The 13,573-nt window shown below is 32.7% G+C and carries 18 protein-coding genes; 4 read left to right on the top strand and 14 right to left on the bottom strand.

The window, feature by feature from the left end:
* Nucleotides 1-71: 71 nt before the first annotated feature.
* On the bottom strand, nt 72-1,334 hold the full coding sequence (locus LIX58_RS07770) for a lipid II:glycine glycyltransferase FemX (protein ID WP_126565814.1): 1,263 nt from the start codon (nt 1,332-1,334) through the stop codon (nt 72-74).
* 174 nt (nt 1,335-1,508) lie between these two features.
* On the opposite strand from LIX58_RS07770, the gene LIX58_RS07765 reads away from it, so the two are divergent.
* Nucleotides 1,509-1,760, top strand: coding sequence for a hypothetical protein (locus LIX58_RS07765; protein WP_126565815.1), 252 nt, complete (start codon nt 1,509-1,511; stop codon nt 1,758-1,760).
* 3 nt (nt 1,761-1,763) lie between these two features.
* Here the strand turns inward: LIX58_RS07765 and LIX58_RS07760 are convergent, their stop codons facing one another.
* On the bottom strand, nt 1,764-2,525 hold the full coding sequence (locus LIX58_RS07760) for a VOC family protein (protein WP_126565816.1): 762 nt from the start codon (nt 2,523-2,525) through the stop codon (nt 1,764-1,766).
* A gap of 173 nt (nt 2,526-2,698) precedes the next feature.
* Between LIX58_RS07760 and LIX58_RS07755 the strand changes: the two genes are divergently transcribed.
* Nucleotides 2,699-3,136, top strand: coding sequence for a MarR family winged helix-turn-helix transcriptional regulator (locus LIX58_RS07755; RefSeq protein WP_154837693.1), 438 nt, complete (start codon nt 2,699-2,701; stop codon nt 3,134-3,136).
* Nucleotides 3,133-4,338 (top strand): MFS transporter, encoded by a 1,206-nt coding sequence (locus tag LIX58_RS07750; RefSeq protein WP_126565818.1) that lies wholly within the window; start codon nt 3,133-3,135, stop codon nt 4,336-4,338. The genes LIX58_RS07755 and LIX58_RS07750 overlap by 4 nt, the downstream gene beginning before the upstream one ends.
* 62 nt (nt 4,339-4,400) lie before the next feature.
* Here the strand turns inward: LIX58_RS07750 and LIX58_RS07745 are convergent, their stop codons facing one another.
* The 7 genes from LIX58_RS07745 to glp all read right to left on the bottom strand — a co-directional run bounded on the left by LIX58_RS07745 (nt 4,401) and on the right by glp (nt 9,105).
* Nucleotides 4,401-4,751, bottom strand: coding sequence for a SarA family transcriptional regulator (locus LIX58_RS07745; protein WP_103329052.1), 351 nt, complete (start codon nt 4,749-4,751; stop codon nt 4,401-4,403).
* 286 nt (nt 4,752-5,037) lie between these two features.
* The gene (gene moaA / locus LIX58_RS07740; protein ID WP_154837695.1) at nt 5,038-6,060 is read right to left on the bottom strand and encodes a GTP 3',8-cyclase MoaA; all 1,023 of its coding nucleotides are present in this window, start codon (nt 6,058-6,060) and stop codon (nt 5,038-5,040) included.
* Between the two features lie 13 nt (nt 6,061-6,073).
* Nucleotides 6,074-6,679 carry a molybdenum cofactor guanylyltransferase MobA gene (mobA, locus tag LIX58_RS07735; RefSeq protein ID WP_154837697.1) on the bottom strand — a complete coding sequence of 202 codons (606 nt, stop codon included), beginning with the start codon at nt 6,677-6,679 and terminating at the stop codon, nt 6,074-6,076.
* A 6-nt stretch (nt 6,680-6,685) separates the two neighbouring features.
* A complete protein-coding gene (moaD, locus tag LIX58_RS07730; protein ID WP_154837699.1) occupies nt 6,686-6,919 on the bottom strand; it encodes a molybdopterin converting factor subunit 1 in 234 nt (77 codons plus the stop codon).
* Between the two features lies 1 nt (nt 6,920).
* Nucleotides 6,921-7,370 (bottom strand): molybdenum cofactor biosynthesis protein MoaE, encoded by a 450-nt coding sequence (locus LIX58_RS07725; protein ID WP_126565822.1) that lies wholly within the window; start codon nt 7,368-7,370, stop codon nt 6,921-6,923.
* Between the two features lie 8 nt (nt 7,371-7,378).
* A complete protein-coding gene (gene mobB / locus LIX58_RS07720; RefSeq protein ID WP_126565823.1) occupies nt 7,379-7,849 on the bottom strand; it encodes a molybdopterin-guanine dinucleotide biosynthesis protein B in 471 nt (156 codons plus the stop codon).
* Nucleotides 7,846-9,105, bottom strand: coding sequence for a gephyrin-like molybdotransferase Glp (glp, locus tag LIX58_RS07715; protein WP_154837701.1), 1,260 nt, complete (start codon nt 9,103-9,105; stop codon nt 7,846-7,848). Before glp ends, mobB begins: the two co-directional genes overlap by 4 nt.
* 61 nt (nt 9,106-9,166) lie before the next feature.
* Between glp and moaC the strand changes: the two genes are divergently transcribed.
* Nucleotides 9,167-9,649, top strand: a complete 483-nt coding sequence (gene moaC / locus LIX58_RS07710; protein ID WP_126565825.1) for a cyclic pyranopterin monophosphate synthase MoaC — start codon at nt 9,167-9,169, stop codon at nt 9,647-9,649.
* 79 nt (nt 9,650-9,728) lie between these two features.
* Here the strand turns inward: moaC and LIX58_RS07705 are convergent, their stop codons facing one another.
* The 5 genes from LIX58_RS07705 to modA all read right to left on the bottom strand — a co-directional run bounded on the left by LIX58_RS07705 (nt 9,729) and on the right by modA (nt 13,416).
* Complete coding sequence (locus tag LIX58_RS07705) at nt 9,729-10,235, bottom strand: molybdenum cofactor biosynthesis protein B (RefSeq protein WP_126565826.1); 507 nt, start codon at nt 10,233-10,235, stop codon at nt 9,729-9,731.
* A gap of 13 nt (nt 10,236-10,248) precedes the next feature.
* Complete coding sequence (locus LIX58_RS07700; protein ID WP_154837703.1) at nt 10,249-11,253, bottom strand: ThiF family adenylyltransferase; 1,005 nt, start codon at nt 11,251-11,253, stop codon at nt 10,249-10,251.
* Nucleotides 11,254-11,336: 83 nt separating this feature from the next.
* On the bottom strand, nt 11,337-11,942 hold the full coding sequence (locus LIX58_RS07695) for an ATP-binding cassette domain-containing protein (RefSeq protein ID WP_126565828.1): 606 nt from the start codon (nt 11,940-11,942) through the stop codon (nt 11,337-11,339).
* Nucleotides 11,943-12,614: a molybdate ABC transporter permease subunit gene (modB, locus tag LIX58_RS07690; protein WP_126565829.1), complete on the bottom strand. Its 672-nt coding sequence runs from the start codon at nt 12,612-12,614 to the stop codon at nt 11,943-11,945.
* Nucleotides 12,615-12,627: 13 nt separating this feature from the next.
* Nucleotides 12,628-13,416 carry a molybdate ABC transporter substrate-binding protein gene (gene modA / locus LIX58_RS07685; RefSeq protein WP_154837705.1) on the bottom strand — a complete coding sequence of 263 codons (789 nt, stop codon included), beginning with the start codon at nt 13,414-13,416 and terminating at the stop codon, nt 12,628-12,630.
* Between the last annotated feature and the right edge of the window lie 157 nt (nt 13,417-13,573).

Genomic DNA, 13,573 nt, shown 5'->3' with positions numbered 1-13,573 from the left:
TTATCTAAAAAAATCTGAACGTTTCTGTCATTATAGAATCGTTCAGATGTCATTACTTGAGTACTGTGTTATTATTTACGTTTTAATTTGCGAGAAAGCTTAATTTTAGCTTTAGTTAATCGAGGTTTAACTTGTTCAATTAACTGATAAAGCGGTTGATTTAATACATAATCAAACTCACCAATTTTTTCACTTAAATAAGTTCCCCATACTTTTTTAAATGCCCATAGGCCATAGTGTTCTGAACCTTTAGGCGGATTGTTATCAGTGCCTCCGAAATCATAAGTCGTAGCGCCGTGTTCTCTTGCATAACGCATCATTTCATATTGCATATGGTGATTTGGTAAAAAGTCGCGATAATCATTTGATGATGCACCATATAAGTAATATGATTTTTTACCTGCAAACATAAGTAAAGCACCTGATAAATATACGCCTTCTGGGTGTTTTTGTTTTAAATCTTCCATATCATTTTTTAATTCAGTTGTTTTAGATATTTTGTTCTCAACATCGTTAAGTTTGTTTGCATTTTTCTTATCATTTGGTTTATTTTCTAATTTAGTTTGAAGTTTTTCTTTTTCAGCCTCTTGTTCTGCTAAATCTTTATTAATTTGTTCTAAAACTGGTTTAGGTTCTAATTTAACCAAGAATAATTCTGCATCGCCATCTTCATGTAATGAATCATAAATATTTTCAAAGTAACTAATATCACGCGTTAAGAAGCCATCACGTTCACCAGTAATCTTCATTAAATTAGCAAATGTTTTTAACCCTTCACGGTCTGAGTGTTCTACTTTCGTACCACGTTTTAAAGCTAGACGTACTTTTGAACGGTTACGACGTTCATAACTTTTAAAGATTTCATCATCTGATTTATCAATAGGCGTAATCATTGTCATACGTGGTTGAATGTAATCTTTTGATAAGCCTTCTTTAAAGCCTTTATGTTTAAAGCCTAATGCTCTTAAGTTTTTAAGTGCTTCCGTTCCATGTTCCACTTCAACATCTGGATCGATTTTAATAGCATATGCTTTTTCAGCTTTAGCCACTTTTTTTGTTTCTTCTAAAAGTGTTTCAAGTGCAGCTTTGTTACTATAATCCGTTACAAATCCACGAGATACATAGCATAATGTAAACGGTAATTTCGGTACTTTCTTAAATAATAATTGAGCTACACCTTTTATCTCACCATTTTCTCCAACGGCAACGCGTTTTGAATACCATCCTGTTAAACGTTTTGTTTCTGCCCATTTCGTAAGTTGTAATAAGTCGCCGTTAGGATGGTTTTTTACAAATGCGTCATGTTCTTGATTAGTGATATTCATCTTTTCCATGCTATAAAAAACTCCTTTATTTTCACATTAATTATCATTATACAGTCTACAATAGTGAGTGTCGACAAACATACTATTGAAGTTTGATATTATTTAATTTCTTTAAAATCTGCTATACTATATAGACTCTAAAATTAAAATTTCCAATTTTTTATATAAAAGAGGTAATGGACATTGAGAAATATATTATTAGCTATCTTTATCATTATTAATCTCATTGCTATTATAATCACGTTAAGCCAACCACTTTCAATTGCATACTTTAGTCTAAGAGTGATGTTTGTTGGCTTAAGTTTAGTATTAACTGTGCTATTTCTATTGCTTAGAACCACACGTCTTTCGACAATGTTAAGCATCCTATCATTATTATTAGCAATAGTGCATATCGCCCTAATTGCACATAGCACTTATATTTATTTATATTAGATTTCAGTCTACTGGTTCGAAGCGATATTTAGCACCTTTCACAATGATGGAATAAGGTGCAGTCGCTTCTTTATCTTTAAATACGACTGTTTTATAGCCAGATGTCTGGCCATCTTGAACACGATAAATGATGTTGTCATCAGTGAGTTGTAAATCCGTGTAATCTTCTCCTTCATCTATAATGCGCATTTTAAACCATTTCTGCCATTTTGATAGTGTCTTCGAACGCTTAGAACTATGAATAATAATGCGATCAATAGTAAAATGCTTTTGATATAAATCTGCTAATTTTTCATTGCGTTGTTCCTCACTATCTTCCCACTCTATAAAGAACGGAGGTTTAACCATATAATCAGGGTCAGCAATATACAATAATTTCCAGCCCGTTTTATCTCCCTTTTTATTTTCTCTATGCATTTCAATAGGTCCAATTGTATCTACATTATGTTCATGAAGTGTTTGTTTTAGCGCTTCTATATCTGTTGTTCTAAAAGCCATTGTTTTAAAACCTTGTTGGAAATGATCATGAACAATCTTCGTAGCAAATGCCACTCGACCTTCTTCCGTTTTAGCTTCTTTTTTTAACTTTTCAACATCTTCTACATCTAATAATTCAATGTAATTTTCATTAATATATGCTAAACGATTAAATGTACCAAACTTATGATGTTTCCCCCCACCACTTAATTTCAAAATATTACCAGGATATTTAAAGTTATTTAATTGATCAACATAATGAATAATATGGTCAAATCTCAATTCCATCAGTTTTTCCCCTTTTTTATATTTCAATTCAATTTTATTTTATCAAAATGTAGGTAATATTACTTCCATTTATCTTATTATCTTGCTATTGCAAATTTTACAGCTTAGTCGTATAATATTATTTGTCATTCCAATAGTTAGCTTGGCTAACCATTTATAAAAGGAGTTATTTTATGCTTACAAATGAATTCTTTAATAGTTTTATTGGTATTTATCGCCCTTATATTAAACGTACGCAACCTATATTAGATGAATTTGATTTGCATACTGGTCAGTGGTTAGTACTAAGAGATATAGCAAATAGTGCTCCTACTACACTAGTTCAAATTTCTAAGCGCCGTTTTATTGAAAAACCTACCACTCGAAAGATTATTAAAGCGTTATCTGAAAAAGAATTGCTCACTATTACAACAGGTCAAGATAAAAGAGAGAAGATTTTGAATCTATCTGAAAAAGGCCAACAGTTATTTACAGAGGTGAATTATCGAATTACCCCTATTCAAAATCATTTGATTGAAAAATCAAATTTAACTACTGAAGATTTAGAACATGTTATTTCAACTATGGCTAAATTACATCAAACATTATCTGAGGAGGAAGAGAAAGAATGAACCAAGCTCAAAATTTAAAACAACCTATTTTTACGAAGAGTTTCACTGTGAACTTTACGATTAACTTCTTTGTGTATTTATGCATGTATTTATTACTTGTTATTATCGCTGATTATAGTAAAACATCGTTTCATGCTTCTGACAGCCTTTCAGGTCTAGTTGTAGGTCTCTTTATCGTTGGCTCATTAATTGGACGTTTTGCTACTGGGAAGTATGTCAATAAATTTGGTCCTAAAAAGATATTAATTACTGGACTTATCTTCTTAGTTATTACGCAATTACTTTATTTTATTCCTGGATCAATTGGCTTTCTTATGTTTGTACGTTTAATTAATGGTATTGCTACTGCAGTAGCCACAACAGCAACTGGTACAATTGCTGCACATGTAACGCCTGTATCACGTAAAAGTGAAGGCATCAGTTTATTTTCTTTAAGTTTAGTATTAGGAACAGCAGTTGGCCCATTTTTCGGGATTTTATTAATGAAATCTTTTTCAATTAATCTATTATTTGTAATCTGTGTTATTCTTGGCGTGATTAGCTTACTTATTTCAATCTTTATTAAAATTGACTTTAACCCTGTTACGAATGATACAGATAAAAAAATTTCAAAAGCTTCAAGTTTCAGTATTCACAATTTTGTTGCTAAAGAAGCCGTGCCAGTAGCTATTGTGATGATGGTTATCGGTTTGAATTACGCTTCAATTCTAACGTTCTTAAAATTCTTCGCTGAACAACGTCACTTAGTAGAAGCGTCTAGTTATTTCTTTATTTGTTATGCTGTTGCTTCGTTAATTACTCGTCCGATAGCTGGTCGTTTAATTGATGCTAAAAATGAAAATGTGGTAGTCTATCCGGCATTTGTAGCCTTAATCATTTCTTTCGTTTTATTAGTAATAAGTCATAGTAGCTGGATGTTGTTACTTTCAGGTGTATTTTTAGGTGTTGGATATGGTAACTTATCATCTTCAATGCAAGCCATTGCTATTAAAGTTTCACCTTCAAGTAAATATGGTATCGCTACTTCTACTTACTTCATCGGTTTAGATATAGGTATTGGATTCGGACCTTCATTACTAGGCTTGTTCACTAATTCAATTACTTATACTCAAGTTTATATTATTATGGCTGTAGTAGCTGTTTTATGTACTGCCCTTTACTTCTTTGTACATGGACGAAAAGTTAAAAGCACAACAAATTAAATTATAAAAAAATACCGCAATACGTTATTAATTTAACGTCATTGCGGTATTTTAATTATTTATTAGTTAGCAATACCAATTGCTTCAATTTCACTTTTCATTTTATCTAATAATTGTTGTTGCTTTGCATTAAAGAAATAAAATACTTGTCTTTCATCTGTTTCAGAACGTAATTTTGAAATAAGTTCTTTTTTATAAATTTTACGAATAATTACATCTATTTTACTTGTATCCCATAACATTTCAAAATGTAATGTATCACGTAATTCTTTACCACTAATTTTTTTACCTTCGTAGACTTTAAAAAGTACGACAAATTCTTCTATTGAAATTTTATATGATGATTTTAACCAGTGTTTCAATTGACTTAATTCTCTTTCAGCTGCTATAAAACGTTGTACTTTGTTATTCATAAAAATGCCTCCAATGTTGATTCTCTGTTGTAGTAATTGCATTACATAATTAAAATTGCTTAATTTAATTATATAACATATACACAATTTAATCTATTACAAATTTTATTTTAATATCATTACTTATTTAATATAAAACTTGATTTTCATGAGGTCTTTTCTACTCATACATTCCATACTTAAACCATATTTTTTCCATCTAACTATTTAATCGAGAGCGAATCATTACTTAATTAAAAAGCTATAGCAATTGATATTAATTAATCACTTTGCTATAGCTTAACATTTAACCACCGATATAATTCATATTAATTTTTTTACGTTGACGATTCTTCACTGTTTGCTCTGTTCGTTCATCTGAATAGCGGTCATCACGTACATTCCATAAACGAATCAATTGTTCTCTTAATTCATCATCTGTAACGCCTGAGCGAATAAACGATTTAATATTAAAACCTTCTACTGTACTGAATAAGCATCCATAAAATTTTCCATCTGAAGATAGACGTGCTCGCGTGCAAGTAGAACAGAATGAAGCTGATACACTTGTAATGAGCCCAAATTTCGCTCCATTATCTTTATGTCTATAATATTTAGCCACTTCTCCATAATATTTAGGAGGTAAAGGTTCTATATCAAATTGTTCTTTAATCATTTCTAACATTTCATTTTTAGTAACCACTTTACTAAAGTCCCAACCATTATCGTTACCGACATCCATAAATTCTATAAATCTGATTTCGATGTTTTTATCTTTGAAATACTTAATCATTGGAATAATTTGATCATCATTAATACCTTTTTGAATGACCACATTAACTTTTACATGGAAACCGATCGATACAGCATAATCAATTTGATCTAGTATCGTAGAAGCTTTAATATTACGATTATTAATAGCTTGAAAGACTTCATCATCAATCGCGTCTAAACTCACGTTAATACGGCGTAAACCAGCATCATAGAGTTTTTGACCATGTTTCTTTAATAATAAGCCATTCGTCGTCATTCCAATATCTTCAATACCATCTATACGCGTAAGTTCTTCAATCAATTGATATAAATTGCGTCTTAGTAGCGGTTCTCCACCGGTAATACGTAGTTTCTTCACACCCAATTCAGCATAAACTTTAGCAATTCTGACCATTTCTTCGAACGTTAATAATTCATCTTTCGGTAAGAATACGAAGTCATCCCCAAAGATTTCTTTCGGCATACAGTAATCACATCTAAAGTTGCAACGATCAGTTACTGATATACGCAAATCTCGAATAGGGCGTCCTAGTTTATCCTTAATTTGAGCTACCATAACACGGACCTCCTTAATAATTTATTTGTTGTTTTAAAGTGTCCAAGTCATGTTGATAGTTAATGTTTTTATACCAATAGTCTGGTGAGTTAATTTCGTTTACGTCTAACGTCTTAATATTCACCTGTTGATAGACATGTCGTAAGCTATAATCATCTGATTTCAAGGCTTGTTCCATAATATTTAAGATGTCTGGACTATAGAATGCGATAGTTGGTATAATTTTTTCATTTTCAGAGAAAGCAGCAATATCAATTTGATCTTCAATTAATTTAGAAACCATAAATTGATATAACACGCTAATCGCTTTCCCAGTAATCATCGGTGTATCTACAGATACGACAAAGAATAATTCTTCGTCACTATACGCTTTCATTACGGTATAGATACCTGCAAGTGGACCTTTATCTTTCTCTTCTGAATCATCGACAATAATATTGTCATGTTTAAATTGGTTAGCAAGCTGATCATTCGTGCTAATAATAATCTCATTAAACATGTTCGTTTCTTCTAGCACATGAATAATACGTTGATAGAACATTTGGCCATCAATCTCAGCAAAGGCTTTTGCTTTGCCGAAACGTTCTGAATGACCGCCTGCTAATATAATTGCTTTCATTCCCTTTTAACCCCCACTAACTGGTGGAATCAATGCCACAACATCTGTTGGCTGTATGATATCCTCTTTTTTTACAAATTCTTCGTTGACTGCAACTTGAAATTTTTTATCTTTGATAGAGGGGTGACGTTCAAATAACATTTGTTCAAAGCGCTCTACGCTAAGCTCCTCATTAATATCTATCATTTCAGAGTCAGTCTGTAATATCTCTTTTATTTCTGCGAAGTATAACACCTTCACGCTAGACATCTCCTTTAGTTGCTTCTTCGTGACTACCACGTTGATGGCCTTGCCATTCAGCGCCATCTTCCCAAATTTCTTTTTTCCAAATAGGCACAACTTCTTTAATACGTTCAATCGCATATTCATTCGCTCGATACGCATCTTTACGATGAGGTGATGATACCGCGATAAGTACCGCTATATCAGAAATTTGAAGTGGCCCAATACGATGCACTATCGTAGCAATCGTCCCAGGCCAACGCTCATTTATCTCATCACCAATTTGTGCAAGTTTCTTCTCTGCCATTGGGACATATGCCTCATATTCTAGGTATTCTGTTTTAACACCTTTCGTCCATTCACGTACATGCCCTGTAAAGACTACAACCGCACCTTGATGTTCATTTAAAGTAAAGTCTCGATACTGTTCAGTTTCAATTGGCTCAGTAACGACTTCAAATTGTTTCATTATATATGTCAGTCCTTTTGTTTAATCCAATCTAATAACCATTCTTCATAATGTTCTAGTGCATTCTCTTCTTGAAAATGATAACGATAACGCACACGACTTAAATTTGATAATTCATTAAGTTCTTCTTGGTTACGATACACAATCACCTTATCAAAGTCTTCATTTTTAAAGCCTTCAACTAAAATGATATTACAACTTATTGTAACAGATTCGTCAATAATTTGAGTAAGGTTTTGTTTATGCGCACGTGTAACTGTTTGTTGATATTCGCTACCTTGCACGATACTTTGATCGGCACCCGCTTCAAAATGTTTCATATGATCAACTTGACTGTCTTGTAGGGTGATATCTTCTCCTTCATGTCCATGATGTTTAATAGTAGCTACGGTATAGCCATGTGATTTTAAAAATTTGATAGTATGTTGCATAAGCGTTGTTTTCCCAGAATTTTTAAAACCTACTATTTGAAAAATCATAACGTCATATCCTCTTCGAAAACATTTGATTCAGTAAGTATGACATCGACTGTATGGCCAGCTTTAAATCCACGTGTTCCTCCTGGCAACATTATCATTGCGTTACTGTGCGCAATCGCTACTACTGCGCCTGATTTATTAAACCCTGATGGTACAACTGTCGCGCCACTTCGAGAGAAAGATGCATGAGCACGAATAAAACGTGTAAATGGATTAGCTTTTGAAAAATCTTCCATTAAAGTTGCTTTAACGACTTGCGGGTAATAAGCTGTAGCCCCCATCATATGTTGAACAGCTGGTTTCACAAAGAGTTCAAATCCAGTAAAACAAGCTGATGGGTTACCTGATAAACCAAATAAATATTGACCATTCGCTACGGCAACAGTAGTTACACTACCAGGACGCATTCCTACCTTATTAAATAATACTTCCGCATCTACTGCTTTGTATATTTCAGGCAAGTAATCGAAATCTCCAACTGATACGCCACCAGTTGTAATGACAATATCATGTTTAGCCATTGCATCTTTGACAACTTCAATACTACTTTGTAAATCATCTTGTTGAATTTTATAAGTCTCTACTTTTAAGCCGAATTTTTCAGCTAATGCTTGAATCATTGGACCATTAGAGTTACGAATTTTACCAGGTTGTAACTCTTCATGTACATCTAACAATTCACTTCCTGTAGCAATAATTGCTACGCTTGGTTTTTGAGTAACAGGTACTTCAGTATAACCATAAGTAGCTAACACAGCTATAGAACCCGGATTAATCACCTGTCCTTTTTTCAGAACAACATCGCCAGTTGTTGTTTCCTCACCTTTTAGTGACACATTTTCATATTCTTCAAAAGGTTTACGAATAGTAAATGTATCACCATCTTCAACCGTTTGTTCGAACATCACTACTGCATCAGCGCCTTCAGGTAATTGTGCGCCTGTCATAATACGTACAGCTTCATTTTGTCCTATTTTTTTTTCAGATACGGCGCCCGCACCAATATGATCAATCACTTTAAATTGTTTACGGTTCTCAGAATAAGCCCCTGCTGAATCTTCACTTCTAATCGCAAAGCCATCGTAAGGTGATTTATTAAAACGTGGGATATCATAAGTTGCCACGATATCTTCAGATAATATATGACCTAAGCTATCTTCTAAAGCTACAGTAGTATGCTTCGTAAAAATATCTTGTTGTACTACTCGATGAATTGCTTCTTTTACAGGTATTGGATTTCTTTTTTCTACAGCCATTCTTCTCATCTCCATAAAATAATAAAATTCGTGATATACTAACTCTACTAGGAGGGTTATTATGTCAGAATTCACGCATATTAACGAACAAGGTAATGCTAAAATGGTAGACGTTTCAGATAAAAACATTACAAAGCGTACTGCGCAAGCCCATTCAAGCATTACAGTTAATCAAACTATTTATCAACAAATCATTGATAATACAAATAAAAAAGGTAACGTGTTAAATACTGCACAAATTGCAGGTATTATGGCTGCTAAAAATACAGCCACTATTATTCCAATGTGCCACCCACTACCTTTAACTGGTATTGATGTCAACTTCTCATGGCAAGTTAATGAAGATCATACTTACACATTAAATATCACAACCATCGTATCTACTACTGGTAAAACTGGCGTTGAAATGGAAGCATTAACGGCAGCTTCAGCAACTGCTTTAACTATTTATGACATGACGAAAGCAGTAGATAAAGGTATGATTATTGGCGAAACTTATCTTGAATCTAAATCTGGTGGCAAATCAGGAGATTATCAACGTTAAGTTCTTTTTAATTATAATAGTCATGAGCTTGTAATTAAATTAGGGAAACCTATCATTTTTACTCGCTCATGACTTTTTATTATTTATTCAATTCATATACCATATGATTTAATTCAGGCTTAATTAATTTCTCAATTGCTAGTTTAACTGCCCCAGTTGAACCAGGAAGTGTAAAGATTAATTTATTTAATACAGTACCAGCAATCGCTCTTGAAAGAAGTGATTTCGTGCCAACATCTTCTGTATAACTTAAATATCTAAACAATTCGCCAAAGCCTTCAATTTCTTTATCCAGTAATGGGCGTATCGCTTCTATAGTGATATCTTTTTGAGAAATACCCGTGCCTCCGGTAGTGATAATAACATCGATATCAGAAGCCAACCAACTGTCTATTTGAGATTGAATATCTTCTTTATTATCTTTGACAATAGCATAATGTTCCTCATCCACTTCTACATTCATATCTTGTAATAAAGATTGGACTAATTGTCCGCCTTTATCACTTTCTTTATCACGTGTATCCGAAATTGTTAAAACTGCACAACGAATATTTCTTTCTACTTTTTCATGTTCATGTTGGTGCATCTTAAACACTCCTTTATCCAAATAATTGATTAATTAAATTGATCGCCTCTGAAGTCTTTGTTGTACCGTGTACAAGTATGCGTCCACCTTGAAAGCTTACGAATCGATGTCCTTTAAACTCAAACATTACCATGTATTGGTTCGATTTATATTTTAATTGATGATTATCAAGAAACTGCGTTATCATCTCTTGAGTAATATCCGGATTTTCATACTGTACTGTATCTCTACCACATAAAGTAGCATATAATGTGTGATTTTGATTTAAATACGGAAAAGTTGGTTCATTGCCACAAGTAGGACAATCTTCACGGTGCATACGACTAAAACCAATCGTATAATGACTAGCGTCCCAAATATCACCATAGGTAAGTTTCGTTGGTATGTCATTACTAGTTAATAATTTAAGTGCATCCCTTAGTTGAAAACTTGTTGTCATAGTTACAGCAGGTTGAATCACACCCACAGTATCGCATGTTAAATTAATAGATGGTAACTGTGGCATCACACAATTAAAACATGGCGTTGTTCCAGGAATAAAGGTTGCTTGTGCATACGTACTTTGCACTACCCCTCCGTATATCCACGGGATATTCATCTTATAAGCATAATCATTTATTAACTGTCGTGTGTCAAAATTATCTGTTGCATCTATAATTAAGTCGATATCCTTAGCATGGGTATCTAAAAAATAATAATCTACATGTTGAATATATTCGTTAATGTGAATATCTGAATTAATTTGTTCAAGGTGGTGTTTAGCAGCCACGACTTTAGGTAGCATATTTTCAGCATCTTTTTCAGTGAAAAGCGTCTGACGCTGTAAATTACTAAATTCAATATAATCTCTATCAACAATCGTTAGCGCTTTAACACCTGCACGAGTTAAACCTTCAGCCACATGTGTACCTAATGCACCCATCCCAACAATTAAAACGTGTTTATTAGCAATCATCTCTTGACCCTTTTCACCGATTGCTTTAAATAATATTTGTCTTGAATAACGCTCGTGTGTCATTCATTAAACCCTCTCTAATTTGAAGTCAATTTATTATATAATTATAAACTAAAAAAGCACCTCAATAAAAAAAGGTGCTTGTTTTAGTCAATCTTAACTATTTTATCAGCCAATACTTCGGCTTCGAAATTGGAGTGTGTAACAAAGATAATTGGAATCTTCCACTCTTTAAACACACGTTTCACAAGTTTAATTCCTTCATCTCTCGTATTTTCATCTAAACTAGAAAAAGGTTCATCTAGTAAAACTAAATCTGGTTTAGTACTTAACGTACGTGCTAAAGCAACACGTTGAGCCTCACCACCAGAAAGTGTAGCTGGATACTGATCCATCAAATGACGTATATTTAATTGATTTGTTAGGTCCTCAATATGTACAGAAGGTTTTGCCATAAATGTAATATTCTTCCTTACTGTCATATTAGGAAATAACTGATAATCCTGAAACAAGTAACCGATACGTCTATCTTGAATCTTAACATTGACGTTTTTATTTGTATCTAAAATCACATGATCATTGATTTTTATATAAGCACTATCTGGTTTACGCAAACCTGCAATCATATTAAGTACTGTCGTTTTACCAATACCTGAAGGTCCACGTATAGCATAAATTTTAGGAGCAGCATCATTAATATTGATATCGATAAATGTCTTTTTTAATTGATACTGTAATTTCAGTTTTAACATTTATTCTACCTCCTCTGGAAGGTCTCGGCTTGCAAAGTTTAATATACCAATAACTGTAATTGAAAAAGCCACTAGCACAAGCACCCATAACCAAGCTTGATTTTCTCTTCCTTGTTCTACTAAGAAATAAATCTCAAGCGGTAGCGTATTTGTGTGATTAGGGATATAACCTGCAACCATTAATGTCGCACCAAATTCACCAATAGCACGTGCAAAGCTCATCATAACACCAGCAATAATAGAACGTTTAGATAAAGGCAGAATGAGACGAAAGAAGATTTTATTCTCACTAGCTCCCATAGTACGTGCCGTATTGAGCATTTTAGGGTTGATACTTCTAAATCCTTGAATCGTATGTTGATACATCAATGGAAAACTAACAATGACAGACGCAATTACTGCCCCTGTCATTGTAAATACTACTGGAAGATGTAGTACATTTGTAAAAAATTGTCCTACTGCACTTCTAGGAGAAAATATAATTAATAAAATAAACCCTAGCACTGTGGGAGGTAAAACAATAGGTAATAGAATAAAACTTTCAAGGAGTTTAGTAAAATGCCCTCTTTTTTTATAAAGTAGCCGACAAATAACTATACCTATGATTGTGACAATAATAGTACTTATCGCAGCCACTTCAATGGATATCCAAAAAGGTGTTAAATCAGGCATACTTTATACCTCCTTAAACTTCGAAATGATAATCTTTTAAGATGTCTTTCGCTTTATCAGATTTTAAGAAATCCATCCATTCTTTAGCAAGTTTATTATCTGAAGTTGCACCCGCTTCGTAAGTAATCGGTTTCTTAAGGTCTGCTTTTTTAATTTCGTTTACTTTATCTGTTTTTTTATTATTAGTGTATAAATCAGTTTCATAAACAAAGCCCATTTGAGCATTACCTTTTTCAACGTAATTTAGAACCTGTTTTACATCTTTCGCGAATACTAATTTATCTTTAACTTGATTATATAAACCTTGATCTTCTAAATATTGTTTCGCATATTTACCAGCTGGTACTGTTTTCACTTCACCAATTGCTAATTTTTCGTTACCTTTTAAATCTTTAACAGACGCATCATCACTATTTTTATCGCCGATTAAAACAAGCTGATTATGTGCATATTTATATGTATCATGCGCTTTATTTTCATCTTTAAGCTTATCAACATCTTTAGTGTTTGCAGACATAAATACATCCGCAGGTGCACCTTTTTCAATTTGTTCTCTTAAAGCACCAGAACCGCCATAATTAAATGTTACATCCGCATTTTTATGATCTTTTTTGAATTCTTTTTCTAGTTCTTTACTCACGTCACCTAGACTAGCTGCTGCTGAAATTTTTAATTCTTGTTTTTGTCCATCATTGCTTGACTCTGATGATTTCTTGTTATCATCACTACTTCCAGAATTTGAACAACCTGCTAATACAACTGCAAATGTAGCACTTGCAGCAACAAAATGTTTTATATTCATTCCTTCAGCCTCCTAATAAATTGTTCTAATTTTAATTATACTCTTTTTTTATTTATTGAAAAGTTCAATAACAAATATTTTAAAATTATATTTTAAATATTTATAACTTATTCTGATATAGATACAATCATCATTATAAACATAATCTTTTAGAAAT

The organism is Staphylococcus sp. Marseille-Q1834, from assembly GCF_916858875.1.
Taxonomy (GTDB): Bacteria; Bacillota; Bacilli; order Staphylococcales; family Staphylococcaceae; genus Staphylococcus; species Staphylococcus pragensis.
Note: the sequence above shows the minus strand (reverse complement) of the source record. Positions and strands in the feature narration are given on the sequence as shown.

Bases quoted from the DNA above. Each gene is read 5' to 3' on its own strand.
- LIX58_RS07770 (WP_126565814.1), bottom strand. From the start codon at position 1,334: ATGGAAAAGATGAATATCACTAATCAAGAACATGACGCATTTGTAAAA.
- LIX58_RS07760 (WP_126565816.1), bottom strand. From the start codon at position 2,525: ATGGAATTGAGATTTGACCATATTATTCATTATGTTGATCAATTAAAT.
- LIX58_RS07755 (WP_154837693.1), top strand. From the start codon at position 2,699: ATGCTTACAAATGAATTCTTTAATAGTTTTATTGGTATTTATCGCCCT.
- LIX58_RS07750 (WP_126565818.1), top strand. From the start codon at position 3,133: ATGAACCAAGCTCAAAATTTAAAACAACCTATTTTTACGAAGAGTTTC.
- LIX58_RS07745 (WP_103329052.1), bottom strand. From the start codon at position 4,751: ATGAATAACAAAGTACAACGTTTTATAGCAGCTGAAAGAGAATTAAGT.
- moaA (WP_154837695.1), bottom strand. From the start codon at position 6,060: ATGGTAGCTCAAATTAAGGATAAACTAGGACGCCCTATTCGAGATTTG.
- mobA (WP_154837697.1), bottom strand. From the start codon at position 6,679: ATGAAAGCAATTATATTAGCAGGCGGTCATTCAGAACGTTTCGGCAAA.
- LIX58_RS07725 (WP_126565822.1), bottom strand. From the start codon at position 7,370: ATGAAACAATTTGAAGTCGTTACTGAGCCAATTGAAACTGAACAGTAT.
- mobB (WP_126565823.1), bottom strand. From the start codon at position 7,849: ATGATTTTTCAAATAGTAGGTTTTAAAAATTCTGGGAAAACAACGCTT.
- glp (WP_154837701.1), bottom strand. From the start codon at position 9,105: ATGGCTGTAGAAAAAAGAAATCCAATACCTGTAAAAGAAGCAATTCAT.
- moaC (WP_126565825.1), top strand. From the start codon at position 9,167: ATGTCAGAATTCACGCATATTAACGAACAAGGTAATGCTAAAATGGTA.
- LIX58_RS07705 (WP_126565826.1), bottom strand. From the start codon at position 10,235: ATGCACCAACATGAACATGAAAAAGTAGAAAGAAATATTCGTTGTGCA.
- LIX58_RS07700 (WP_154837703.1), bottom strand. From the start codon at position 11,253: ATGACACACGAGCGTTATTCAAGACAAATATTATTTAAAGCAATCGGT.
- LIX58_RS07695 (WP_126565828.1), bottom strand. From the start codon at position 11,942: ATGTTAAAACTGAAATTACAGTATCAATTAAAAAAGACATTTATCGAT.
- modB (WP_126565829.1), bottom strand. From the start codon at position 12,614: ATGCCTGATTTAACACCTTTTTGGATATCCATTGAAGTGGCTGCGATA.
- modA (WP_154837705.1), bottom strand. From the start codon at position 13,416: ATGAATATAAAACATTTTGTTGCTGCAAGTGCTACATTTGCAGTTGTA.